Here is a 25,006-nt window from a genome sequence, read left to right as displayed (position 1 = left end):
TCTTCTTTAGAATATTCATAGGCATTGCATAGCAAGAAATTCTTTCGATATTGGAAAATTTTTCTCTAATGTATTTCACAATTTTTATCATGTATTCAGAATCAAGATTTAACGCATCACCGTCTGCAAGAAAAACTCTTCTTGTATCTGGTAAATAATTTGCCATCATGTCAATTTCTTCCTTAATTTGTTCCCAAGGTCTTTCAGAATATTCTTTTGATCTGTACATGTCACAAAAAGAACATTCATTAAAAGAGCAACCAAGTGTCACTTGAAAAATTAATGATCTTGCTTCCGATGGTGGCCTGTACAAAGGTGCATCATAATTTAACATCATATCTTCATTCACTCAAATTGCCTGATTATGTTTTTTATACTTTCTACTTTTGATCTAAACACAAAATACCTTTTAGTGGTAAATGTAAAGAAATTTCATAACTTATGGCAAATGATCCTAGTGCAAAAAGACTACTTTGGTTTGTATTTGCAGGTTCACGTGGAGGCTTAAACAGATTAAAAATCATCTCAAAATTAAAAGAAAACCCGTTTAATACTAATCAACTTGCAAATGAATTAGGTCTTGATTACAAGGCCATTCAGCATCATATCAGAGTTCTTGAAAAAAATAATCTGATTACTAGGGTTGGAGAGAAATACGCTGTAACCTATTTCATCTCTACTTTTCTTGAAGCAAATATGGAGACATTTGAAGAAATTGAAGGGAAACTGGATAAAAGTAAATAAAAGCTCAAGAGGTGTTTTACACTAAATGGAATCTACATCTCTAGTTTTATCTATTGTTTCAATTGTAAATATGGGAATACTTGGAATTTTAATCTGTATCTTTGGAAAAATGTATGTTAAGACTAGAGCACAGCTTCCATTAGGTATGATCGTTGTTGCAGGAATGTTATTTTTACATAATGTTATTGGTGCTTTTGCTTACTTTTCCATGGAAGAGATCTTTTCACATGAAATATTTCCATACATGTTAGGAGTTGGAATTGCAGAGCTTGCAGGATTGTTAATATTCTTAAAAATCACTCTGGATTAATCTTAGTTTATTTGTAACAAAAAATAATCAAAAAAATGCTACAAGAATATCTTAAGCTTAACAAAAATATTCTAATAGCCTTTACTGCATCAATTGTTATTTCTGCAGTTATTGCACAAATTCTCTCTGATCAATCAGATTATCTAAACACCACATATACTACAATTGCAGATTATGTGATTTATTTTTCTGTTTTTAGTGGGTTATTCTATCTCGATAATCGAAAAAAATATCATTTGGAATCTGGTGGAATAGATAATGCAAAACTAAGACATGATCTAAAAAAATTAATTACATCACTTGGAATTGCAGAAATAGTTTATACTGTTGTTAGATGGGCATTGCAGTATTATTTTTTGACAATTAATTATGATCCATATTTGGCATCAATTATATCTCAAGGAATATCTACAATCATTTACATGGTAGTCGTTAATCTAAGTGTAAAGATAACGAGGTTGTATAAAGATGGGAATTAGTGTTTACGTTGATGGATCTGGAGGCTCTAATAGTGGTTATGGATACTTTGTAAAAGAAACTGGAGAATCATTTTATGAAAAAAAATCAGATATTACTAACAATCAGGCTGAGTATCTGGCAATAATTTCAGCATTAAACAAATATGTTGATTATGATGAAGAAATTACTATTTACAGTGATTCAAAAAATACTGTAAATCAATTAAATCATGAATTTGCAATTAATAATGAACAACTTAGAACTCTTGCACAAGAAGCTTGGAGTATCATGGGCAAATTTTCTCATTTGACAATAGAATGGGTTCCTAGAAAAGAGAATTTGGCAGGAAAAATGCTAGGAAGCTAAAACTCTTAGATCAGAAATTTCCAAGAATAACTTTATTATACAAAATCTCAAACCCAACATTACATGGTAGAATCTGTGATTTTATCTCCAAAATCAATTGCAGTAATTGGTGCATCTGACAAAAGAGGAAGTGTTGGAGCTACTATCACATCAAACATTATGAATGGTTTCAAAGGAACTGTTTATCCTATTAGCCCATCTAGAGAAAAAGTCTTTTACAAAAAAGCATACAAGAGTGTTTTAGATGTTCCAAAATCAATTGATCTTGCTGTTATTGTTATCAAAAATACATTAGTTGCACCAGTGTTGGAAGAATGTGGAAAGAAAAAAGTCAAAGGTGTTATAATCATCACAGCTGGTTTCAAAGAAGTTGATGAAGAAGGAGCAAAGCGTGAACAAGAAATCAAAGATATTGCTAAAAAATACAAAATCCAGATCATTGGACCTAATTGTCTTGGTGTCATGAATCTTGATCCAAAAACAATGATGAATTCCACATTTCTAAAAGTAACCCCGAAATCTGGAAAAATTGCACTTGTATCTCAAAGTGGTGCAATATGTGCAGCGTTAGTAGAAGATGCTAGTGCACAGGGAATTGGTTTCTCAGCAGTTGTTAGTCTTGGAAATAAAGCTGTAATGAGCGAAGTTGATATTCTAAAAATACTTGCAAATCATAAACAGACTGAAGTTATAGTCATGTATCTAGAAGACATGAGTAATGGTCAAGAGTTTCTTAAGGTTTGTAAAAATATTACTAAAAAACTCAAAAAACCAGTACTTGTTCTCAAATCTGGACGTAGTCCAGAAGGTGCAAAAGCTGCAATGTCTCACACTGGCGCATTGATGGGTTCCGATGAAATCTATGATGCTTTACTAAAACAATCTGGCGCAATTAGAGTTGATACTATGGAAGAACTCTTTGACTATGCTACAGCATTTTCAAAACAACCACTTCCAACAGCAGGTGGTTTAGTTATTGTATCAAATGCAGGTGGACCTGCAATTATTTCTACTGATGCCTGCTCTAAAGCAGGAATTAGAATGGCCAAAATTGATAGTATTCGTTCAAAGATTGATGAGGTAATTCCTCCTTGGGGAAGCTCTAGAAATCCAGTTGATATTGTAGGTGATGCTGATTTTAATCGATTCCACAATGTTTTGGATAGAGTTCTAAAACATCCAAAAGTAGGCTCAGTCATTTCTATGTGTACTCCTTCTGGAACTCTCAACTATGACAAACTAGCAGAAGTAATTGTTGAGATGTCAAAGAAATACAAAAAGACAATGCTTGCAAGCTTGATGGGATTAGATGAAGGAATTACCAATAGAGAAATTTTATCCAAAGGAGATGTTCCCTATTATACATATGCTGAAGGTGCGATTAGAACTTTAGCTGCGATGATAAAGTTTGCAATTTGGGTAAATACCAAAGAAGGGAAAATTTCTAAATTCAAAGTTAACAAAGCAAGAGCAAAAAAGATCTTCGATAAAGTCAAAAAAGAAAAGAGAACAAATCTTCTAGAAGAAGAAGGACAAGAAGTTCTTAAAGCATATGGTTTACCATTACCTCAAAGTGCACTTGCCAAAAATGAAACAGAGGCAATTAAAATTGCCAAAAAAATTGGATATCCTGTTGTAATGAAAATTGCATCACCACAAATTATTCACAAGTCTGATGCAGGTGGTGTCAAAGTAAACTTGAACAATGATTCTGAAATTAAAGATGCATTCAAAACAATAATCAAAAATGCCAAAAAATACAATAAAAACGCCGAGATCAAGGGTGTATTGATTGTAGAGATGGTAAAAGGTGGCAAAGAACTCATCATTGGCTCAAAACTTGAACCAGGATTTGGCCCTGTTATTATGCTTGGAATGGGGGGAATCTATGTTGAGGTTCTGAAAGATGTTACATTCAAGCTTGCTCCAGTAACTGATAAAGAGGCCGATGATATGATCGCATCAATAAAGACTCAAAAATTACTACAAGGTGTGCGAGGAGAAAAACCATCAGATATTGTAAAACTATCTGAATGCATTCAACGATTATCACAACTAGTTTCTGACTTTAAAGAGATCAAAGAGTTAGACATGAATCCAGTACTTGTTATGGAGAAAGGCAAGGGTTGTCGTATTCTTGATGTTCGAATCGGCATATGATCGCAATTTGTTCCTAGAACTTAACCTGCACAAATTTAGAATATTTATACAACTAGAAACGACTAATGTTACATGGCTAATGTCTTAAAGACAATTAGAACTGGAGATGACTACATTGAAAGTCTTAGAGGCCGTGATCTGAAAATTTACCTCTTTGGAGAATTAATTAAAGAACCCGTAGATCATCCTATGATTCGACCATCTATTAATGCAGTAGCAGAAACATATGATCTTGCGGTTCGTGAAGAAGCACTAGCTTCTGCTGATTCGTCACTTTCTGGCTTGAAAGTTAATCGATTTTTACACATTGCAGAAAGTGCCCAAGATTTAGTTTTGCAAAATAAAATGCAAAGAAAACTTGGACAAAATACAGGGACATGTTTCCAAAGATGTGTTGGCATGGATGCGTTGAATGCTTTACATTCAACTACATTTGAAATTGATGAAAAACATGGAACAGAATATCATAAACGATTCCTAGAATTTGTTAAGATGGTTCAAAAAGAAAATCTTGTAATTGGTGGTGCAATGACTGATCCTAAAGGAGATAGAAGCAAAGGACCAGCAGAACAGGATGATCCAGATTTATTTACACGAGTAGTGGATAGTGATGATAAAGGAATCTATGTATCTGGCGCAAAAGCCCACCAAACTGGATGTATCAATTCACATTGGATAATTTTAATGCCAACAGTTAGACTAACAGAAAATGACAAAGACTGGGCAATTGTTGGTGCAGTTCCAGCTGATGTGGAAGGAATTACTTACATTTACGGCAGACAATCTTGTGACACTAGAAGCATGGAAGAAGGTGATATTGATGATGGTAATGCAAAATTTGGTGGACAAGAAGCATTAATGATTTTAGATAGAGTGTTCATTCCATGGGATAAAGTTTTCATGAATGGAGAATTTGAGTTTGCATCTATGTTAATTGAGCGTTTTACTTGTTATCATAGACGTAGTTATGTGTGCAAAACAGGATTGGGTGATGTGTTAATTGGTGCTGCTGCAACAATTGCTGATTATAATGGGGTTCCAAACGTATCTCACATCAAAGATAAAATCATTGAGATGACTCATTTAAATGAAACAATATTTGCAGCAGGAATTGCATCATCTCATCAAGGTCATAAAATGAAATCAGGTGTATTTCTCAATGACGATATGCTTGCTCAAGTTTGTAAACACAATGTTACACGTTTTCCATATGAAATTAGTAGATTAGCTCAAGATATTGCAGGAGGACTGGTAGTTACTCTTCCATCTGAAAAAGACTTTAGACATCCTGTTGCAGGCCCACTACTCAAAAAATATCTCGTAGGTAGAAAGGGAGTTGATGTTGAAAATCGAATGAGAGTTTTAAGATTAATTGAAAACATGACTCTTGGTAGAAATGCAGTTGGTTATCTTACAGAATCTATGCATGGCGCAGGCTCACCACAAGCACAAAGAATCCAGATTCAAAGACAGATGCAAGTAGGTTACAAAAAGAACTTGGCAAAGAATCTAGCAGGGATCACAAACGATATCCAAGAGCCAAAAGAACCATCCGAATACTTTAAGCGAGTATTCAAAACTAAAGATTCTGTTCTTTAGATTTAGAAATTATTTTTAAATACTTGTGAAATGAAAATTTTCATTCATAATTTTCAAAGTAGCTTGTTATGATAATAACTAACAGAATTTTAAATAATATCTGATATTGTTTCAATTAATGACTTTTTTAAAAACAATCTTTCGAAAACCACTTCTAATACTTCCAATATTACTTGCAATTGGCTTTATGTTTGCAGCACCAATGATTATGGATGCTGCTGCAGCTAAAGGTGGTAATGGTAATGGAAACAATAATGGTGGAAATGACGAAACAACAATTCCTACTAATGCACTTCTTCCAGATGTTTCGCCAGGAGTTCCAAAACATCTCAATATTCACAATCAACAGCAAAAGGAATTTTTAAGATTCACTAATGTTTGGGCAAATCTTGGTCCAGGAACTTTGGAATTCGAACCATTATTCCCAGATCCAGATGCCGATGAAGGAACAACACAAGATGCTTTCCAAAATCTATATGATGATGAAGGTAACTTTGGTTTAACTGATCAAAATGTTTGGCATGAAAATGTGAGTCAATTCATTTTCCATGAAGCACACAATCATTGGCACATTGATAATGTTGGAGAATTTGCCGTTCGAGCATATGATCCAAACAATCCAGATGTTCCAGGTGATATAGTTGATGATGCAGCATCCATTAAAGTTGGATTTTGTATTACCAATGTTTTCAAGTATAATGGTGAAGAATCTCCAACATCTCAGAGAATCTATTGGGATTGTGAGGTAGGATTACAAGGAATTCAGCCTGGTTGGGTGGACCAATACCATCAATCAGTTGAAGGAAATGAAATTAACATCACCAAAGTTCCAAATGGTACTTATTTCTTAACACATACGTGGAATCCAGCAAATGCATTTGTTGATGCTGATAATTCTAATAATGTGTCTTGGATGAAATTTGAACTAACAGATGATGGGAATGGAAATCGAAAGATCAATGAAATCGAGGGATTTGCTCCTGAATGTCAAGATGATGATTCCACTCCAGGAATATGTGGAGACATAAACAAGAACAGCTAGTTCTTTTTTATTTTTTAATTTGACAGATTACACTAGCTGGTGCTATAACATACATCCCCAAGTTCATCATGATAACTCCAATTCCATATGTTATCACTTCAGAATCTGATTCTGCATAGGACATTATGGACAATGATGATAGCAATGGAGTGATTCCAATCTTTACAATTTCTTTGAATAGTGGACTTTCTCTCTCCATATCTGCTATGTGTGGTGAGAATGAATAGTAAAACTGGTTAAAACCAGTCATAAATGAAATGCCAGATTCCGTATTCATTAGTTGATTATCTCTAATTTCTCTGAGAAGTTGTACTTGCGGAGCCATCTCAGAACCATATGTTGCAGTTGCAATGAGACAACCTCCGCCCTCATCTAGGTTGTTATTTTGTTTTTCTTCAATTTCATACTCTTCTATTGTTGATTTAGATTCCATGTTTGATTTTTCTTCAAGCTGTTTTTCTTCCAACTCTATTTGTTGTTGCTCTATTTGTTGAGGAATTTCTTTAATGTTTACAGGTTTTGTATCTATTTTTCCTACTTGTGATTCTTCGAAACTTTCTTGGATTTCTAAACTGTAGTATATTCTACTTTGCTCAATTAATTTTTGATATCTATCTGGACCTGAATACATCCATAAATTATCATTGTAGAGATTACCACATAATCTAGATTCGATTGAATGTTTATGGTGTTCAAAAAAATCATCTCCCATGAAATAATATAATTGATAATTTTCTTCACACCATTCTATCCCATTTTTTGTCAAACCTGCAGTATCACGAAAAGGAGTTTGTGCATAAGCAGAGCTAACTAAAAGTAATAATGAAAAAACAACTAGAAATTTCAACTATTATCAAGATTTTCTGTTACTTGATAAATGATTCTACTCTTGAAACTAATGATTAATGAGGATCCTTTTTTAGGAAATTTGACGTATTTACATTATCAAGCAAACAGGACGATCTATTGCTCTTGTCATATTAGGCATATGTGAACCTGTTTGCCTGAATTTTAAGAGATTTGATTCATTTTTTATCTTTGTCATCTGTTTTACTTTCTTCAATAGATTTTTCTATGTCTTCTAAACTTTTTTCTATATCTTGTGATTTTTCTACCTGTTCAGATTTTTCTACATGTTGAGAATATTCAGAATCTTTTTCTATTTTGTTAATGTCTGATAGTTCTTCTATTGTATTTGGATTTTCTGAATTCATTGGATCTGAGAATGAGAGTTCCTTTTCATTTTTCTTTTTTGCCATCTGTTTTACAACCATAATCCCAATAACAATTACAATTATTACATAATTGATTGGAGGTTTTAGTAACTGTGTAACATACCCTACCTGTGGAAGTACATATGCAACCTTTCCAATATATTCCTCTTCTGTAATTGGAAAGTCTGTTCCTGGAATTGACGCTGGATTTGCATCTCCTTTAGTTCTAATTGTTTTAGGATCATCATCAAGTATTGAAGCAACTCTATGCACTATCACTCTATTATGATCTGAAGGTCGATTAAAGACAATAATGTCTCCTATCTCTATATCTTCAAAAGGTTCATGGCCTTGAACTATCAATACATCATAAACTTGTAAAACTGGAATCATGCTGCCACTTGCAACAACATAAAATGGATTTTGTGTTCCAAATGCCACTTGCAAACCAATCCAAATAACTAAAACCCCTACACCGACAATTATGATGTCTTTGATAACTCCTTTGGGGATTGATTTCTTTGCCAATTACATTTTCGCCTATAGTGTCATTGATTAAATTTTCTAGTTAGAGCTTTGTTCCACAATCTTCACAGAATTTAGATCCTTCTTTGTTTCCAAAGCCACAATTAGAGCATTTTCCTGGTTGTGATACTTCTGGATTTCCTAAGAGTATGACTTGACCAATCTTTTTGATGTTACTCCATGGTATGCTTCCTTCTGTACCGTCTTCTTTTGTAATTACTAAAACCATAGATTGTGTAGAATCAATTCCAACTTGTTTGGCAGTTCCTATTTTGTTTGCATTTTCATCAAATACTGCTCTTCCTTCAATTGATGTAACTGATGTTGTTGGACCTGGTTGAGTAACAGTCTCCTGTGGTATCTGAGGAATTTGTTGTGGTGCACTAATTTGTTGTGGTGCACTTTGTGGTTCTAATGGTTTTGCACTGCCAACTTCGCCAGCTTCATCTTGTTTTTTAAATTCTCTATATTCTGCAATTGAAGAATTACATGAATTACAAATGTACTGCCCTTTTTCTGCAAGAATCAAATTTTCTGCAACTTCTTCATTTGGATTCTCAAATTCTATTTTGGGAGCCCCTTCAAATTCTTTTTCACATGTATTGCAAAAATGTTTAGTAATTTTCTGAGAATCTAATCTTCCTATAGGTGCTAAAAACAGATCAGGACCTCCAAGATTTCCTTTCATCTGTTGTTCATCAGTTACAGTGGCCATTACATAGCCCCCTGAACCTCTTAATTTTTTAAGTCTAAGTTCTGAGCTCATAACTGAGTTTTATCAAAACGTCATTTAAGTATATATCAAAATTTATTCCCCACAAAAAATATGGTGTTAATTCTGGTGAACATTTTTAGGTACGGTCAACAAAATAACGTTACAATGGGTATTACGCAAATTTCAGATGCAAAGTCATGGGAAGTAGATGTGATAAATTCTGACATTCCTGTATTTGTAGACTTTTGGGCCGAATGGTGTGGTCCATGTAGAATGGTAGGTCCAGTTGTTGAAGAATTAGCAAATGACTATGATGGCAAAGTAAAATTTGTCAAGGTTAATGTTGATGAGGCCAATGAATTGGCATCAAAATACAACGTCTTTAGTATTCCAACCTTAATCCTCCTCAACAAAGGAGAAATAGTTAGCCAGCAAGTAGGTGCTGCTTCTAAAGAATCATACAAAAATATGATTGACAGAGCACTTGCATAAATTCCAAACACGTTTTCCTTATTTTTTGATCCTAAAGTAATTAATATTACAAAAATGGAGACAGATTATGTCATTTGGTGAAGTAGATACTCTTAACATGTTATTTGATAAGCTATCTAGCTTGTTTGATGAATCTCAAGGATACTATGAATCATTTTTGGATACTAACAACATGTACAAAAAAGGCCAACTCAGTGACAAAGAATTCTTCCAAAAACTAGGCGATTACACTGTAGCATATTCTGCATTAGAATTTCTAGCAATCAAAGTAATATTTGAAATGAAAAAATCATTGGGAACCGGTTCTGGAACTACACAGTCTCCTGGCTTGATGCCTGGAATGGGAAATCCTGGCATGATGGCAGGCGGTATGGGCATGCCACCAAGAGCAGGAACTGCACAAAATCCAGTAGGTGGAGGACCACCAGGAATTGTTTCTGCTAAAGAAGCATTTGGAGAAGTTGGAACTTTACCATCACCTGATCCATCTTTAATGCCTAGACAAAATATTCAACAAAGTGGAGATGGATGTTCTTCATGTGGTGCTGCACTAAGAGCAAATGCAAAGTTTTGTACAAAGTGTGGCGCTAAAGCATAATCTAGCAATTAAAAAATAATTTTCTTAATCTTGTGTTGTACCACATTCAGGACAGAATTTTGCTGTTGCTGAAAGACTAGTTCCGCACTCTGAACAAAAATTACCATCAGTTCTTTGCTCGTTGTATGCATTTCCAACCACTGCTGAACTTCTAACTGCACCCGATGGTTCGTATTTATCATCATCAATTAACACAGGTTGAAAGTCTTGTTCTGTTAGATATGTCATCATTCTCGGAATTCCCTTTCCCTCATTTTTTGGATCTGGAACTGAATCTCCTAACCAAAATGCAAACCTCATTAGAGTTAATTCTGGAGTAGAGAATGCTAGAGTATGCTTTGACATGTAATCCTGCGCAGCTTTTTTACCGTCAAAAACTTCCATGTTTGATGTATTTTTTTATTTATGTATAATAGTTTCTGGAAAAGTGGACCGGGAGGGAATCGAACCCTCGACATCCTCGTTGCGAACGAGGCATTATGCCACTAAACCACCGGCCCTCAGACTACCTCTCTGAGTTGCGCTTTTATTCATTTTCTCAACGCATAATAGACTGCAAAGCACAAAATTCTTCAGATGACGTATGACACTATAATTACTGATTCACATATCATTCTTCCACAAGGATTGGTGGATAAAAATATCCTAATTGACGAGGGAAAAATTGTTGGATTAACAAACGACACTCCATCCTGTGATAATAAAATCAATGGCAATGGATTGGTTTGTATTCCTGGCCCAATTGACACACATGTTCATTACGGTGTTTATTCCCCGATTAACGAGGCTGCAAAAACTGAGTCACATGCCGCAGCTATTGGTGGAATAACTACAATGATGAGAATGCTTAGATTAAACGATTCTTTTTCTAGCTCATTACAAGCTCAGCTTGATGTAGCATCAGAAAATCATTATGTTGATTATGCAATACATGCTTCTATTTTCAATATACAGCAAATTAACGAGATGAATTATTGTGTTGGAAAAGGAATAACATCATTTAAAATTTACATGAATCTTGGTGGGGAAGTTGGTCATGTTTACATGGATATGCCACCAAACTCTTCAAATCTTGTTGCAGCTCAAGTGAATATTACTGATGATATAGTTGAGCAAACAGTAAAAACCGCTGCTTCACTTGGCTGCCCTGTTCTGGTTCATGCAGAAGACTATGAATCATGTGGATGTGGAATTAAAACTGCAAAAGAAAAAATAAAGATGGATTGTCTGCTTGGTCAGAAAGTCGTTCTCCCGAATCTGAAGCAAAGGCAATCAAAACTGTTTCAAAATTTGGGAGAGATTATGATTGTGTAATTTATTTTGTTCATATTGGATCAGAGCGAGCATTAATGCAAATTGAAGAGGAGAAAAAACTTGGAACAAAAATATTTGTAGAAACATGTCCACATTACCTCACGTTATCTTATGAACAACAAGATGGATATCTTGCTAAGGTCATGCCTCCAATAAGAACAGAAAATGACCGTAAGGCAATCTGGAATGCTTTATCTCAGAATCTAATTGATACAATTGGCACAGATCATGTAGCAAATCAACTCAAACTAAAGCTAGGTGGAGAGAATGTTTGGAGTGCATTGGCTGGATTTCCTGGAATTGGTACAATACTTCCAATATTGCTCAATGATGGTGTTAATCAAAATAAGATTTCTCTTGAGCAATTTGTTAGATTCACTAGTAATAACGCAGCCCAAATTTTTGGAATGTATCCACAAAAAGGAACTCTTGAGAAACATTCTGATGCAGACATTACTATGATTGATTTGAAAAAAGAAAAAAAAGTAACTTCTGATCTGTTTGGAGGGTTTTCTGATTATATAGTGTATGAAGGAAGAAATCTAAAAGGATGGCCTGTGAAAACAATTGTTAGAGGAGAACTAGTTGCAGAAGACTTTGAAGTAGTTGGGAAACTTGGTCATGGTAAACTAGTTGAGCGAACAATTAATCTTTTTTCAAGATAAATTATTTTTTAAATCAAAGTGATTTGATTTTTTGCGATTACTTTTTATGATTATGAGACTATTTTTACATGTTGAACAGTAAACTTTCCTTTCTTTTTATAATAATTTTCAGTATTTCTTTTAACCCAATATTTGAAAGTTCTTTTGCCCTGCAAGAAATGTCCCCACATCAACAATGGAAAGAATTTGCAGATATTGACACATTAACTTGTAAGCAAGGTCACTTGTTATTACAAAAGTTAGATGGAAATCCTTCATGTGTTTTACCATTTACATATTTGAAATTGGTTCAGAGAGGATATGGTAACTATGATGAATCTATTATGAATAAACATCCTGAAATGATGAATACTTTGATGCAAAACATGGTATCAAATCAAAATATCATGTATCACTGGCATGAAATGATGCAGAAAAATCCACGCATTATGATGGATACTATGGATCACTGGGTATCTCAAATGAAAAATAATCCTGAATTACTCAAAAACATACTTGGTCCAATGACCAGTGATCCTCAATTACGCGAAAAAATGATTGACACAATGAAAAATCACCCTCATATGGAAAATTATCTTAAAATGAATTCGAAATGGATGGACTCAATACATCATCAAATGATGAATCCTGAAATGGATCAAGGCATGCACCAATCAACATGTTCTTGGTGTCCAGATTATCACATGTATGCAACTCAAGGTAATTCTATGGGATATGGCTCAGACAGAATTATGGATATGATTCATAACATGTGGATAAATTCTGAAATGAGTCGAGACTTGAATACAATTATGCTTGAAAATCCTTCTCATATGGCACATATGTCTGAGCAAATGATGGAACCAATGCTTAATGCAATAATGGATGATGAAGATTTACGTCAACAAATGATAGATTTGATGCTAGAACATCAAGATTTTATGAATTCTATTAGACATAACAATCCTGAAACTGTGCACTAGCATTTAAAATCTGAAAAGTCTTTTTTTGTTCCTATAGGAAATTTTGGGGAAAAGCAATTACGTTGTGATTTACTAAACAAATTTTATTGCGCTATATCCTACAACTGATTTAGTATCTCCTGACACATCACCACTTGTAGCATAACTGAGTAGTTCTCCTTTTGTTGCCCCTAAATTTTTACATGCAATCATCGTTGATGCCATTGCTCCATAACCACATGCTGTAACTCTTTTATTTCTTAATACTTGGTAAAATCTTTCTACCTCTATATCTAAGATTGGTTCTATCAATGCCTTGTCTTGTTTATGAGCAAAAGAATTTTCTTCATAATGTGTAAAATCAGAAGATGCAACAATAATTGTATTTTTTCTTTTTGCAATTTCAGACACTGCATTTCCAACATCCATTGCAGTTTCCATGTCTTGTGCTCGTAAAATTATTGGAAGAATTTGAAAATCGCTTGAAAGTATTTCTTGCAGCATTGGAATTTGTACTTCCAAACTATGATCTTGAGAATGAGAATACTCATCAATTTCTACAAATTTTGATATTTCTGAAATCTTTCTTGCTGATTCTGAATCTATCTGAACCATTCCTAAAGGAGTTTTCCACTGCGCATCAACCATTGTGGCTACATCTTTTCCTATGCCAAAATGATTTGGCCCAATTATTATTACAAGTTCAGGATTTTGAGATGCAAATGACATGTAAGAATGACATGCAGTTGGGCCTGAATACACATACCCTGCATGAGGACAAATCACTCCAAATATTTTTTCATTTGATAACACGGGTTTACTGCCAGGCCCGTATTTGTGTTCCATACAATACTTGATCATATTTTCCAAATCATCTTTTCTTCTAGGATAAAACTGACCTGCAACAACCGGTTCTCTAATCATCTATTTGTTTTAGACATTATTTTATAAAAAATCATCAGATGATTCTCTGATGATATTTCCATTTGGTGACTCTTCTTTGAAAATCACACCTTGAAATTTTGAGATTTTAGTATCCTTGTCTTTCCATGCCTTTTTTTCTAGGCCTGCTTTTTGGCATGTATATTCAAGAAACTCTTCTGTATTCCAGCCATATTCTGTTGGAACTTGGGGTAAAAGCAGACCTGATGTGTATGCATTCTCTACAATCAATCCATCACGACCAACTTTGATCTCTTTGAGATATTCTGAGGATTGCTTCACTTTAATCTCAACAGGTGGAGTAAGAACTGTAACCTCAAAAACAATCTCGTCTAGTTCATCAGCAGTTACAGGATTAAATCTTGTATCATGAGTTGCAGCTGACACTGCAGCATCAATTAATCCTTCTGATAATTTCTTTCCAGGAAGAGGATAACCTATACAACCCCTCAACGAATCTTGTTTGTTTAATGTTACAAAAACTCCTGAATTAAAATCAAATTTGGATTCAAATAGAGAATCACTGATCTTTGAGTTATTTTCTAAAAGTTCAGTAACAGCTTTTCTTGCCATCTTTACTAGTTCCACTCCATCAGAGTCAGAAAATTCTTCAATTTTTTTCATACTTGTTAAATATGTAAAAACACAATAAAAAACATTGACTGCACTTGGAAAAGAAGCAGAACTGTATGAAAAACTTCCAAATGATAAGGTAAAATGTACAGCTTGTGCACGTTATTGTGAAATTGGTAAAGGCCAAATTGGTTTGTGTGGAATTCGAGGTAATGAAGATGGTAAACTACAACTATATGCATATGGAAAAGTGATTTCTGGACATGTTGATCCAATTGAGAAAAAACCACTGATTCATTACTATCCTGGTAGCAAAGTCTACTCCATTGCAACTACAGGATGTAATTGGCTCTGTAGATATTGCCAGAATTCTGATATTAGTCAAAGACGAAAAGTAGAAGGAATTGATATGACTCCTGATGATGTTGCAAATACTGCAGTAAAATATGGTGCCCATGGAATCGCATATACCTACAACGAACCATCAATATTTATCGAGTTTGCCCGTGATTGTGGACTTGCTGCAAGAAAAAAAGGGCTCTTCAATGTTTTTGTCTCCAATGGATATGATACTCCTGAATCAGTTTCAATGATGAATGAATTCCTTGATGGAATTACTGTTGACTTTAAAGGAAATGCAGAAAAAGAGTTTACTAGAAAATTTATTGGAGTTCCTGATCCTCAACCAATTTTTGATACCTTGTTGGAAATTCGAGATAAAACAAAAATCCATGTGGAAATCACTGATTTGATTGTTCCAAAAGTTGGAGATGATTTGGATCATGCAAGGAAACTATCGAAATTTGTTTATGATGAATTTGGACCTGAAATGCCGATTCATTTTTTGAGGTTTCATCCTGATTACAAAATGATGGAATATCCTAGCACTCCAGTTGAAACTCTTGAAAAACATTATCAAGTTGCAAAAGACGTGGGTTTGAAGTATGTATATTTGGGAAACGTACCTGGTCATAAATGGGAACATACGTACTGCTCTGAATGCAATAAAATAGTCGTAAATCGTTATGGATTCAGTATTAGAGAATGGCATCTTGATAAAAACATCCGCTGTAATTTTTGTGGAAATCATATTCCTATAGAAGGAAAATTACAAGAAGGTTACAAGCAAGATCGTTTTCAGTTTGTGTCTTGATTGATCTTCGCTGGAAGTTTTTAAATTTGATTGTGCCGTAATTGTGTCGTGAAACCTCAATCCTGTAGAAACTGTGGGAAGGAATTATACCAAAATCAAAGAATTTGTCCACAATGTGGGCGAGATAGAGGGGAAGAAGACCCGGAATAATTTCAAATATGAAAAGAATTGTGACGCTCTAGATAATGTCAAATTTGCCATTTTCTTTGGCTTTGTAAATTATGTCTGGTTTTCTAAGAAATATCCCTGATTCTAAAACCCCTGCTGTTTGTTTGATTTTTTGAGAAAGTATTTTGGGATTCTTAACTGTGCCAAAATCACAATCTAAAATTATGTTTCCATTTTCTGTAAAGAACGGATAACCTCTATCAAGAGTACGCAAGTTTGCGCTGCCTCCTAGTTTGTTAATGGAGTTAGTAACTGAATTTCTTGCAAGTGGGTGTACTTCCACTGGAATTTTTATCGTGAAATTCTTAACAAATTTTGTTTTATCTGCCATCACTACTACTTTCTTTGCAAGACTGAACAGAACATTTTCTCGTAATAATGCACCGCCTCCGCCTTTGATGACATATTTTTGTGAATCAATTTGATCTGCACCATCAAAAACTATGTCAATGTAATCAACTTGATCAGCTTCGACTAATGGTATTCCTCCTTTTTCTGCAATCAATTTTATTTGTAATGATGTAGGAACTCCTTTGATGCTGTAATTTTTTAATTTGATCAATTTTGCAAGTGATTTTACCAATGCAGTGGCAGCTCTACCACTTCCTAATCCAACAACATGACCATCTTTAACAAATCTTAATGCGTCATTTGATAATGCCAAAATGGCATCATCGTATGTCAATTATTCTACCTCTGCTTGATCAAGCTTTGATAGAACTTTCATGATATCTCCTTTGATTTTATCCAAATCATCAGCGTCATCATCAAAGTCATCATCTAATGTAGTTGGCTTTGGTTTTTGTTGTTCTGGTTCTGGAAGTGCTTTATGTTCACTGATTTTTGCTACTTCTTTGTTAATGTCTGGTTTAGTTTCAAGTGTTATCTCTGGTTTTTGTGAAACTGACTGTATGATCTCAATTTTATCTTCAACTTTTGACTTTGGCTGAATTATTTCTTGAACTATCTCATCTTTTGGTTTGATTAGTTCTGTCTGAATGGTTCTTGGTTGTGGCATTGATTTTATTTCTTCTTTTTCAAACAATGGGAATTTTGGTTCTTTTCTTGAAATGTTTGTAAGAGTGGTTAATTCAAATGATTGTCTTGGTTTAGTTGGCGGAATTTCTATTGGCTCAATCTTTGTGTTTGTTTTTTCAAAATTAAATGATTCCTTGAATGACTTTACCATGTTTTGTTTTGATTCTTGTTTTTTGATCTCTGGTTCTTTTATTTCCTGTTTTTGATTGTTTGATGTTAGCATCTTTGATGATATTTCGTATAACCTGTCATCTAATTTTGATAATTTTTGATCCATCAAAGTAATGAGGCCATCACCTACTGGACCCAAGTCTGGATGCATGCTGGCTTGCTCAAGTTTTTCTAATTTAGCTAATACGATTCCTAGTTGATGTTGATATTTTAATAGTAATTTGTCCTTTTGAATTTTAGAGAATTCTGAATCTGCTTGATATAGTCTTGAAATAGTCTTTGTTAGAATATCTTTTTCAATTTTAAGGGAACTGATTTGACTTTTAATATGTGAACTAGCTCCTAAACTGAGTAATTGGTTCTTGTCTCTAGGCATCTTTCTTACAGCGGCTGCTGTAGCAACGCCTGCTAATGAACTAAGAATAAGAACAATTTCTTGCATCTATGTATACCATTTAATCCAGGAATACTTTCTGCGTTTGGCCTCTGGGAATCCACAACTTGCACATTGGTGATGACGTTTGTGAAGTGAGTTTTTACCACATCTTCTACATCTGATGTGAACTTTCTTCTTTGTAAAACCACCCATAGAAGTTGTGCCTTTAGTCATTGCAAATCACCTAATGTTGTGCAGGTGGAGGAGATATCATAACTACATTGTCTCCTCTAACTACAATGGTTCCGAGGCTCTTAGAATCGCCTTCAGCGGGGATTTCCTCTGAAGAATCGAGTAGCAGGTTCATGTGTTGGTCAAAACCAAGAAGAGTACCTCTAATGGTTTTACTTCCTTTGAGTTTAATCAAGACAACTTGATCAATACTCTCATCCAATACTTTTACTGCCATATCAACGGACATCTATTTCACTTATTGACTTGGATATCGAGGGATTATATTAAATTTCCATTGGTGAAACTATGAGCTATGCTCAGTAAGGCAAGTTTGACACTTTTTTGATAGATTTTTAACGATTTCAGCTAAAATTCGTTGTCCATCTTTTTTCGTAGCATTTGTAGGATCTCCCCAAATTCCATTTTTTGTTGCTTTTGGAAATGATTTATTAGCTATTTTTCCAATTTTCTTGATTTCTTGTTTGGACATTTTATCTATGATTAATCCCTTTTTTGCTGATTTCATTTTGACATTTTTTGAGATTGCAAGCATTAATGATGTCTCTACAAATCCTGCATGATCAAACTCTCTTTCCATAAAATGCCAATATGATAATGGAAATACTTTGATCTTGTTTTTTGAGATTTTCTTTAGTTTTACATCTAAACTCTTTATCGAATTCTGATTCCCATGATGTCCGTTGATAATGAACACTGTTTTGATGTTATTTGTTAAAAGTGATGAACACAAATCAGTTAGAATGGCACGTAGTGTTGATTCCTTGATACTTAAATTAAAAAATGGTGAATGCTCAAATGAAACTCCATAATTAAGAGTTGGAAGAAGGAAATACCTATTTTTTTCAGAGATTCTTTTTGATACTTCAGTTACAATGTCTGAATCTGTTGATATGGGCAAGTGTGGACCATGTTGCTCAATTGAACCAACAGGAATCACGGCTACCTGCTTTTGACTAGTTATCGATTTTCTAAGATTAGGATCAAACTGAGTTTTAATTTCTACCATTTAATTCACTTATTTAATGTGAACCTTTCTCCAACGTACTTCTAATTTATTTTCTAGGTGCATCTTCATTGCTTTGAGCAAAGTATCTGCCTCTAGTTTTTGTCCCTTCATCTTTATTTTTTCTAACGTATCGTTTGGATCTACTTTAAAAGAATCTTGGAAGATAATTGGTCCTTGATCCAAGTTCTCGGTAACATAATGGGATGTAACGCCAACAATTTTTGTACCTCTTTCATAAGCTTGTGCATATGCCAAAGCTCCTGGGAACGCAGGCAATAATGACGGATGAATATTGATTATTCTGTTTGGATATCTCCAAACAAAATTTGGACTAAGAATTCTCATGTATCTTGCCAGTGAGATTAAATCAATATCATATTTTTTGCATATCTGAATAATTTTCTCCTCTGCTTTATCTTGATTTTTTTCCTCTACTACAACAAATGGAATCTTTGCTTTTTTTGCTAGTGGCTCAAGTGTTTTTTCAGTACCTATAATTACTGATATTTTTCCCTTTAATGACTTTGAATTAGCAATAATTGTTTGAAGACAAAGTGGTTCTTTTGTTACTAACACTGCAATGTTTTTTTGTGAATTTGTTTCATGATGTGTACTAACATCCATTTTTTCTTTTTTAGCTAAGCTCTGAATCTCACTATCTAATTTTTTAATATCTACTGATTTTGAAAACGATGCTTCTAAATACATTCCAAATAGACCTTTGATCACATTCTGATTGACTTTCTCAATGTTTCCACCCTTTGAAAATGCAAAATTTGTAAACGCAGCTACAATTCCTTCTTTATCTTTGCCAACTACTGTAATTCCAATCACTGTCTTTTTCATGACTTTATGCTCACGATTTTCTCATTATTAATCATTCACAGAAATTAAAATGGTGCGGGAGGTGGGATTTGAACCCACGAACTCCTAAGAGATAGGGTCCTAAGCCCTACGCCTTTGACCAGGCTGGGCGACTCCCGCAACGGACATGCCATTAAACACAAATTTATCTATTATTGCACAATAATGTGGCGAAATTTTTTGGAACCAATGGAATTCGTGGAGTATTCTCTGAAGATTTTACTTTAGAATTTGTTCATGATATGACTTTAGCTATTGGAACTTATTTTGGTAAAGGTCCAATATTGATTGGTTTTGATGGAAGAGATTCTAGTCCAGTTATATCAAAAGTTGTAAGTTCTACTCTTAATTCAATAGGAATTGATTGTAATGTTGCAGGAATAGTTCCAACTCCTTGTCTTGAATTTGCAGTGAAAACTTTGGGATATTCTGGTGGAATAATGATCACTGCATCACACAATCCTCCTCAATACAATGGAATAAAGCCTGCTGCAAAAGATGGGGTGGAAATTTCACGAGAGGATGAATTAATTATTGAAAATATCTATATGGAAAAAAAATGGCTAATTTCTAAAAATTGGGGAATTACTGGAAAAGAAGATAGAGCAATTCAAACATATCTGAAAGGAATAATATCTCAAATTGATTCTAAACTTGTAGAATCAAGAAATTTAAAAGTTGTTTTGGACTTGGGAAATGGAGCACAGGCAGTCTCAGCACCTGAGTTTTGCAAAATGATGAATTGTGAAATATTTCTTGTAAATTCAAACATTGATGGATCATTTCCTGGACGTGGATCCGAACCTACACCGCAAAATCTTTCAGAATTATCAAATACTGTAATTGAAAATAATGCTGATGTGGGAATTGCATTTGATGGAGATGGTGATCGAAGTATATTTTGTGATAACAATGGAAATATTTTAACTGGAGACAAGTCTGCATTATTACTCACTCATCACATCCTACAGAAAAATCCAAACTCTTTGGTTGTTACATGTTTGAACTCTGGCTCCAACATTGAAACTGTAGCTGAAAAATTTCACTCCAAAGTTATTCGTACCAAAGTTGGAAGTGTTGAAGTCTCAAGAAAAATGGTTCCAACAAATGCATTAATTGGATTTGAGGAAAATGGGGGGTTTATGTATGGAAAACATAACCAAGTTAGAGATGGCTGCATGACTTTAGCCTTGATGCTTGAACTTTTAGCATCTTCTAAAAAATCTCTTTCAGATGAAATTGCTCTTCTACCTTCTTCTTTTACTACAAAAGACAAAATATCGTGTTCCCCTGATAAAGTATCAAAACTAATCTCTACTCTAAAAGAAGAATTCCCTAGTTCTGATATTACTGATGGTATCAAGATTACTATTGACTCTAAAAACTGGGTAATGGTTAGACCAAGTGGCACAGAACCTATTGTTAGAATTTATGCAGAAGCTGAAAGTCAGGAGAAATTGGATACTTTAATGTCTGAATATCTCAAAAAAGTGAGTTGCATTATTTCCAGATAACACTTTTAAAACCAAACGCATCGATGGATAGAATGGAGAATGAACCCCAAGGGTGACGAAATATGGGTAAAGCATATTATGTTAAATTTGAGACGCCAGAGGACCTCGTAAATCCAATCTTAGAGGCAGTTAGAGTAGCTTCTACCAGTGGTAAAGTAAAGAAAGGAACCAACGAAGCAACCAAGGCAATTGAACGTGGTACCAGTAAACTGATTGTAATCGCTGAAGATGTAGAACCTCCTGAGGTAGTAGCACATCTTCCAATTCTATGTGAGGAACAAGGTGCAGCATATGCATTTGTACCAAGTAAATCCGAATTAGGTAAGTCATTGGGTATCGATATTACTTCTGCCGCTGCAGCAATTTTGGATGCTGGTGATGCACAACATATTGTAGACCAAGTTGTATCAACCATTGCTAAAATTAAAGGTGGAAAGACTGATCAATGAGCTCTACGACTGAAGAAGTAGTTCAATCTGAAATTATTCAAATTGTTGGACGAACTGGCATTGCTGGTGAAGTAATTCAAGTTAGAGTTAAAGTTCTCACTGGTAAAGATAAAGGAAGAATTCTTACAAGAAACGTCAAAGGTTCAGTAAGATTAGGAGAGATTCTAATGCTTAGGGAAACTGAGAGAGAAGCAAAGAAAATTCATTAGGTGATTGAATGAGTCTTTTAGTTAAACCATGTAATTTTTGCGATAGACCTGTAGCTAAAGGATCAGGTACTATGCTTGCTAAAAATGATGGAACTGTATTATGGTTCTGTTCTGCAAAATGCAAAAAAAATATGCTAGATCTTAAACGTGATCCAAGAAAGCTAAAGTGGACTAAAAAATACGTCAAAGGCGGAATTAGAAAGAAATAGAATTGACTGAAAAATCATTATTCATTGTAAAACCGGATGCAGTATCTAGAAATCTAGTTGGAGAAGTTGTATCTAGATTTGAAAGAAAAGGATTCAAACTTTTAAAATTAAAGATGTTTACATTCACTCAACAACAAGCAGAGAATTTCTATGGTGTGCACAAAGACAAACCATTCTTTGGTGAGCTAACATCCTTTATCACATCAGGACCTGTAGTTGCAGCAATAATTGAAGGAAACAACGCAATTGCAACTACTAGAATAATGATAGGCGCAACAAAATCATTTGAAGCTGCACCTGGTTCAATCAGGGGTGACTTTGGATTAGGGTTCAGTGAAAATATTATTCACGCATCGGATTCACAAGAAAGCTTTGACCATGAATCGAGGGTAGCATTTGAGTGATCTGATTTGCAAATTCGTCAGCCCATAGTGGCAGTTCTCGGTCATGTAGACTCTGGAAAAACATCTCTTTTAGATAAAATTCGTGGTACAGGCGTTCAAGGTAGAGAAGCAGGTGGAATTACTCAACATATTGGAGCAAGCTTTCTTCCATCTGAGACAATCAAGGAAATGTGTGGTCCTTTATACAAGAAACTTGAACAAGCAGAAAACAAAGTTCCAGGACTTTTAGTCATTGATACTCCAGGACACGAAGTATTTACAAATCTTCGTTCAAGAGGGGGATCAGCTGCTGATATTGCTATATTGGTAGTTGATGTTAATCGAGGATTTCAACCACAAACAAATGAAAGTTTAAAAATTCTACAAAGTAGAAAAGTTCCGTTTGTTGTTGCATTAAACAAATGTGATCAAATTTCTGGATGGCGAAAGTCTGAAACCAAGTTTATCTCTCAAGCAATCAAAGAACAAGACGCATCAATTCAAGCCGATCTTGATCAAAAGATCTACGATGTCGTAGGAACTCTTTCAATTCTAGGATATCAATCAGAAGCATTTTATCGTGTTAAAGATTTTAAATCTGAAGTAGCAATAGTTCCAATTTCTGCACGCTCTGGAGTCGGGCTTCCAGAACTTCTTAGCGTTTTAGTTGGTCTGACTCAACAATATCTGAAACAAAGACTCGAACAAGGAGAAAAAGATCCACGTGGTATTGTATTAGAGGTAAACGATGAAGTGGGATTAGGACCTACTGCAAATATTATTCTAATTGATGGAACAATAAAAAAAGAAAATAGTATTGTTGTAGCTAAAAGAGATTCTGTTTTAGTTATAAAACCAAAGGCAATCCTTTTACCAAAACCTCTTGATGAAATGCGTGATCCTCGTGACAAATTCAAACCAGTTTCATCAGTAGATGCTGCAGCTGGACTCAAAATCGCGTCAGCTGATCTAGAAGGAGTTCTTCCAGGAAGTACACTTTATGTTGCATCAAATGATACAGAAATTAAAAAATTTACTAATCTTATAGAAGCAGAAATGAAATCTGTATTCATTGATACTGAAACTGATGGTATTATACTCAAATGTGATACAATCGGCTCACTTGAAGCAATAGTTGAGATGCTCCGACGCTCACAAGTTCCAGTTGCAAAAGCTGACATTGGTCCTGTAAATAGACGAGATATTATGGAAGCAAAAGCAATCAAAGAGAAAAATCGACATCTTGGTATTATTTTGTCATTTAATGTCAAAGTATTGCCTGATGCCAGAGAAGAATCCGAAATTAGTCACATCAAAGTCTTTGAGGATAAGGTAATTTACAGTTTAATTGACAACTATAACGCGTGGGTGGAGGAAGACACTGCAAATGAGGAAGATGCATTATTTGCAGAATTGACACCAATCTCCAAATTCACATTTATGAAAGGAATGGTTTTTCGAAATAATAATCCAGCCGTCTTTGGCGTTCGCATAGATGTTGGCACTCTAAAACACAAGATTCCGTTCATGAACATGGATGGAAGAAAGGTAGGAAATATTCATCAACTACAGCTAGACAAAAAAACAGTAGCTTCTGCTAAAGCAGGAGATGAGGTAGCATGTTCAGTAAAAGATGTTACAATTGGAAGACAAATTTTTGAAGAAGAAGTATATTATACATTCCCACCATCACATGAAGCAAAAATAATTCTGAAGAAATTCATGCACAAACTTAGTTCTGAAGAACAAGAAGTTTTTAACGATATAGTTAGAATTCAACGAGAAAAAGAACCCATATACGGTTACTAGTTTGAATGTTTTTTACAAATCATATGTATTCCGGGTGCCCCAACTGCCCCCATCATCTTATCAACAATTTGACCTGACTTGAACATGATAAATGTAGGAATAGATTGAACTGCAAATCTCATTGATATGTTTTGATTGTTGTCTACGTTTACTCTTGCAAATTTTACATTAGGATATTTTTTTGAGAGACTCTCAAAAACTGGATGCATGGATTTACATGGACCGCACCACTCTGCCCAAAAATCTACTAATGTTGGATTTTCAGCAGAAATTGTTTGATCAAAATTTGTTTCATTCAGATCTATAATTCCAGATTCCACTTTAGGTTGATTCTGTTGATTAAGCATCTCATTTAATTTTCGCTGCATTATTTTTTCAATTTCTGGATCCTCAGACAATGTCTCTTAAAATTTAATTCTACTAAAAAATCTATATTCTGGATATATCATCTGCTGATTTTACAGGAATTGCTTCAAATCTTCTGGATTGGCATATGGGACACTGATCAATATATTTAGTAAAACTAACTGATGTGTATGCAATACCACATTCTCCACAAATTCTAAGATTTCTACTCAGTTTACCCATGACTATCTATGAAGAAGTATTATGATTAAAACCTAACTTTTCAATTTTTTACCAAAATTGCCACCATGGCTTTACAATTGGTTTTTTGATAATTGTACACACCCCATCAATTAATTTTGTTCCAGGGCCACAAATTCCAAATTTCTTCTCCTTAA

33 protein-coding genes, 2 tRNA genes and 1 pseudogene are annotated in these 25,006 nt (G+C 34.3%); 19 read left to right on the top strand and 17 right to left on the bottom strand.

Translation table 11 applies throughout. The features are described from left to right. A partial coding sequence (locus tag BD31_RS02080; RefSeq protein ID WP_048097357.1) for a radical SAM protein occupies positions 1–337 on the bottom strand: 337 nt, incomplete at its 3' end. Between the two features lie 104 nt (positions 338–441). On the opposite strand from BD31_RS02080, the gene BD31_RS02075 reads away from it, so the two are divergent. The 7 genes from BD31_RS02075 (at position 442) to BD31_RS02045 (ending at position 6,680) form a co-directional block, all read left to right on the top strand. Then, positions 442–744 carry an ArsR/SmtB family transcription factor gene (locus BD31_RS02075; protein WP_008297746.1) on the top strand — a complete coding sequence of 101 codons (303 nt, stop codon included), beginning with the start codon at positions 442–444 and terminating at the stop codon, positions 742–744. Positions 745–769: 25 nt separating this feature from the next. Next, positions 770–1,054, top strand: a complete 285-nt coding sequence (locus tag BD31_RS02070; RefSeq protein ID WP_008297767.1) for a DUF8036 family membrane protein — start codon at positions 770–772, stop codon at positions 1,052–1,054. Between the two features lie 35 nt (positions 1,055–1,089). Then, complete coding sequence (locus tag BD31_RS02065) at positions 1,090–1,533, top strand: hypothetical protein (protein WP_008297753.1); 444 nt, start codon at positions 1,090–1,092, stop codon at positions 1,531–1,533. Next, positions 1,523–1,879: a reverse transcriptase-like protein gene (locus tag BD31_RS02060; RefSeq protein WP_008297783.1), complete on the top strand. Its 357-nt coding sequence runs from the start codon at positions 1,523–1,525 to the stop codon at positions 1,877–1,879. Before BD31_RS02065 ends, BD31_RS02060 begins: the two co-directional genes overlap by 11 nt. 63 nt (positions 1,880–1,942) lie before the next feature. Beyond that, positions 1,943–4,039: a 4-hydroxybutyrate--CoA ligase gene (locus BD31_RS11060; protein WP_008297726.1), complete on the top strand. Its 2,097-nt coding sequence runs from the start codon at positions 1,943–1,945 to the stop codon at positions 4,037–4,039. 72 nt (positions 4,040–4,111) lie between these two features. Continuing rightward, complete coding sequence (locus BD31_RS02050) at positions 4,112–5,638, top strand: 4-hydroxyphenylacetate 3-hydroxylase family protein (RefSeq protein WP_008297788.1); 1,527 nt, start codon at positions 4,112–4,114, stop codon at positions 5,636–5,638. A 118-nt stretch (positions 5,639–5,756) separates the two neighbouring features. Next, positions 5,757–6,680 (top strand): lysyl oxidase family protein, encoded by a 924-nt coding sequence (locus tag BD31_RS02045; protein ID WP_048097356.1) that lies wholly within the window; start codon positions 5,757–5,759, stop codon positions 6,678–6,680. A gap of 7 nt (positions 6,681–6,687) precedes the next feature. On the opposite strand, the gene BD31_RS11630 is transcribed toward BD31_RS02045, so the two are convergent. The 3 genes from BD31_RS11630 to BD31_RS02030 form a co-directional block, all read right to left on the bottom strand. Continuing rightward, on the bottom strand, positions 6,688–7,527 hold the full coding sequence (locus BD31_RS11630; RefSeq protein WP_008297762.1) for a CFI-box-CTERM domain-containing protein: 840 nt from the start codon (positions 7,525–7,527) through the stop codon (positions 6,688–6,690). Positions 7,528–7,705: 178 nt separating this feature from the next. Further along, on the bottom strand, positions 7,706–8,422 hold the full coding sequence (locus tag BD31_RS02035; RefSeq protein WP_008297776.1) for a signal peptidase I: 717 nt from the start codon (positions 8,420–8,422) through the stop codon (positions 7,706–7,708). A gap of 40 nt (positions 8,423–8,462) precedes the next feature. Further along, complete coding sequence (locus tag BD31_RS02030; RefSeq protein WP_048097355.1) at positions 8,463–9,185, bottom strand: PRC-barrel domain-containing protein; 723 nt, start codon at positions 9,183–9,185, stop codon at positions 8,463–8,465. Between the two features lie 114 nt (positions 9,186–9,299). On the opposite strand from BD31_RS02030, the gene trxA (BD31_RS02025) reads away from it, so the two are divergent. Together trxA (BD31_RS02025) and BD31_RS02020 are read left to right on the top strand one after the other, a co-directional pair. Beyond that, on the top strand, positions 9,300–9,626 hold the full coding sequence (gene trxA / locus BD31_RS02025; protein ID WP_008297771.1) for a thioredoxin: 327 nt from the start codon (positions 9,300–9,302) through the stop codon (positions 9,624–9,626). Positions 9,627–9,693: 67 nt separating this feature from the next. After that, positions 9,694–10,224 (top strand): zinc ribbon domain-containing protein, encoded by a 531-nt coding sequence (locus BD31_RS02020; RefSeq protein ID WP_008297760.1) that lies wholly within the window; start codon positions 9,694–9,696, stop codon positions 10,222–10,224. A 24-nt stretch (positions 10,225–10,248) separates the two neighbouring features. On the opposite strand, the gene BD31_RS02015 is transcribed toward BD31_RS02020, so the two are convergent. Continuing rightward, positions 10,249–10,608 carry a zinc ribbon domain-containing protein gene (locus tag BD31_RS02015; RefSeq protein WP_008297719.1) on the bottom strand — a complete coding sequence of 120 codons (360 nt, stop codon included), beginning with the start codon at positions 10,606–10,608 and terminating at the stop codon, positions 10,249–10,251. 44 nt (positions 10,609–10,652) lie between these two features. Continuing rightward, positions 10,653–10,724, bottom strand: a tRNA-Ala gene (locus tag BD31_RS02010). Positions 10,725–10,800: 76 nt separating this feature from the next. Between BD31_RS02010 and BD31_RS11075 the strand changes: the two are divergent. Together BD31_RS11075 and BD31_RS02000 are read left to right on the top strand one after the other, a co-directional pair. Then, positions 10,801–12,203, top strand: a pseudogene (locus tag BD31_RS11075) (dihydroorotase). A 158-nt stretch (positions 12,204–12,361) separates the two neighbouring features. Then, the gene (locus tag BD31_RS02000) at positions 12,362–13,165 is read left to right on the top strand and encodes a hypothetical protein (RefSeq protein WP_008297764.1); all 804 of its coding nucleotides are present in this window, start codon (positions 12,362–12,364) and stop codon (positions 13,163–13,165) included. Positions 13,166–13,237: 72 nt separating this feature from the next. On the opposite strand, the gene BD31_RS01995 is transcribed toward BD31_RS02000, so the two are convergent. Both BD31_RS01995 and BD31_RS01990 read right to left on the bottom strand, forming a co-directional pair. Next, on the bottom strand, positions 13,238–14,068 hold the full coding sequence (locus tag BD31_RS01995) for an MEMO1 family protein (protein ID WP_008297729.1): 831 nt from the start codon (positions 14,066–14,068) through the stop codon (positions 13,238–13,240). 21 nt (positions 14,069–14,089) lie between these two features. Next, positions 14,090–14,710 carry a TIGR00296 family protein gene (locus BD31_RS01990; protein WP_008297723.1) on the bottom strand — a complete coding sequence of 207 codons (621 nt, stop codon included), beginning with the start codon at positions 14,708–14,710 and terminating at the stop codon, positions 14,090–14,092. 34 nt (positions 14,711–14,744) lie between these two features. Between BD31_RS01990 and amrS the strand changes: the two genes are divergently transcribed. Beyond that, positions 14,745–15,812, top strand: coding sequence for an AmmeMemoRadiSam system radical SAM enzyme (gene amrS / locus BD31_RS01985; RefSeq protein WP_008297717.1), 1,068 nt, complete (start codon positions 14,745–14,747; stop codon positions 15,810–15,812). 48 nt (positions 15,813–15,860) lie between these two features. After that, the gene (locus BD31_RS11230) at positions 15,861–15,962 is read left to right on the top strand and encodes a zinc-ribbon domain-containing protein (RefSeq protein ID WP_158641215.1); all 102 of its coding nucleotides are present in this window, start codon (positions 15,861–15,863) and stop codon (positions 15,960–15,962) included. 28 nt (positions 15,963–15,990) lie between these two features. Here the strand turns inward: BD31_RS11230 and rpiA are convergent, their stop codons facing one another. From rpiA to BD31_RS01955, 7 genes are all read right to left on the bottom strand, one after another. Then, entirely contained in the window at positions 15,991–16,665 is a 675-nt protein-coding gene (rpiA, locus tag BD31_RS01980) for a ribose-5-phosphate isomerase RpiA (protein ID WP_008297758.1), read from the bottom strand. After that, positions 16,666–17,631 (bottom strand): hypothetical protein, encoded by a 966-nt coding sequence (locus BD31_RS01975; protein WP_008297778.1) that lies wholly within the window; start codon positions 17,629–17,631, stop codon positions 16,666–16,668. Continuing rightward, positions 17,632–17,799 (bottom strand): 50S ribosomal protein L37e, encoded by a 168-nt coding sequence (locus BD31_RS09770; RefSeq protein ID WP_008297772.1) that lies wholly within the window; start codon positions 17,797–17,799, stop codon positions 17,632–17,634. 10 nt (positions 17,800–17,809) lie between these two features. Continuing rightward, positions 17,810–18,046 (bottom strand): LSm family protein, encoded by a 237-nt coding sequence (locus BD31_RS01970; RefSeq protein ID WP_048097353.1) that lies wholly within the window; start codon positions 18,044–18,046, stop codon positions 17,810–17,812. A gap of 57 nt (positions 18,047–18,103) precedes the next feature. Then, a complete protein-coding gene (locus tag BD31_RS01965) occupies positions 18,104–18,826 on the bottom strand; it encodes a creatininase family protein (RefSeq protein ID WP_008297733.1) in 723 nt (240 codons plus the stop codon). Positions 18,827–18,835: 9 nt separating this feature from the next. Next, positions 18,836–19,672, bottom strand: a complete 837-nt coding sequence (locus BD31_RS01960; protein ID WP_008297724.1) for a formyltetrahydrofolate deformylase — start codon at positions 19,670–19,672, stop codon at positions 18,836–18,838. Between the two features lie 50 nt (positions 19,673–19,722). Next, positions 19,723–19,810: transfer RNA gene (locus tag BD31_RS01955), tRNA-Leu, on the bottom strand. A 47-nt stretch (positions 19,811–19,857) separates the two neighbouring features. On the opposite strand from BD31_RS01955, the gene glmM reads away from it, so the two are divergent. The 6 genes from glmM (at position 19,858) to infB (ending at position 24,263) form a co-directional block, all read left to right on the top strand. Then, entirely contained in the window at positions 19,858–21,204 is a 1,347-nt protein-coding gene (gene glmM / locus BD31_RS01950; RefSeq protein WP_008297769.1) for a phosphoglucosamine mutase, read from the top strand. Positions 21,205–21,266: 62 nt separating this feature from the next. Beyond that, positions 21,267–21,653 (top strand): 50S ribosomal protein L7Ae, encoded by a 387-nt coding sequence (gene rpl7ae, locus BD31_RS01945; protein ID WP_008297732.1) that lies wholly within the window; start codon positions 21,267–21,269, stop codon positions 21,651–21,653. Further along, complete coding sequence (locus BD31_RS01940) at positions 21,650–21,862, top strand: 30S ribosomal protein S28e (RefSeq protein WP_008297756.1); 213 nt, start codon at positions 21,650–21,652, stop codon at positions 21,860–21,862. The genes rpl7ae and BD31_RS01940 overlap by 4 nt, the downstream gene beginning before the upstream one ends. A gap of 8 nt (positions 21,863–21,870) precedes the next feature. Beyond that, positions 21,871–22,071: a 50S ribosomal protein L24e gene (locus BD31_RS01935; RefSeq protein ID WP_008297751.1), complete on the top strand. Its 201-nt coding sequence runs from the start codon at positions 21,871–21,873 to the stop codon at positions 22,069–22,071. 2 nt (positions 22,072–22,073) lie between these two features. Beyond that, a complete protein-coding gene (gene ndk, locus BD31_RS01930; protein WP_008297748.1) occupies positions 22,074–22,475 on the top strand; it encodes a nucleoside-diphosphate kinase in 402 nt (133 codons plus the stop codon). Between the two features lie 6 nt (positions 22,476–22,481). Further along, entirely contained in the window at positions 22,482–24,263 is a 1,782-nt protein-coding gene (infB, locus tag BD31_RS01925) for a translation initiation factor IF-2 (RefSeq protein ID WP_008297744.1), read from the top strand. Here infB and trxA (BD31_RS01920) read toward each other — a convergent pair. Then, on the bottom strand, positions 24,260–24,661 hold the full coding sequence (gene trxA, locus BD31_RS01920; protein ID WP_008297735.1) for a thioredoxin: 402 nt from the start codon (positions 24,659–24,661) through the stop codon (positions 24,260–24,262). The two genes, infB and trxA (BD31_RS01920), sit on opposite strands and share 4 nt — an antisense overlap. Positions 24,662–24,692: 31 nt before the next feature. Beyond that, positions 24,693–24,851 carry a hypothetical protein gene (locus BD31_RS10225; protein WP_008297750.1) on the bottom strand — a complete coding sequence of 53 codons (159 nt, stop codon included), beginning with the start codon at positions 24,849–24,851 and terminating at the stop codon, positions 24,693–24,695. Between the last annotated feature and the right edge of the window lie 155 nt (positions 24,852–25,006).

The organism is Candidatus Nitrosopumilus salarius BD31, assembly GCF_000242875.2.
GTDB lineage: Archaea > Thermoproteota > Nitrososphaeria > Nitrososphaerales > Nitrosopumilaceae > Nitrosopumilus > Nitrosopumilus salarius.
The sequence above is the reverse complement of the archived record's forward strand: the minus strand, read 5'-3'. Positions and strand labels throughout refer to the sequence as shown.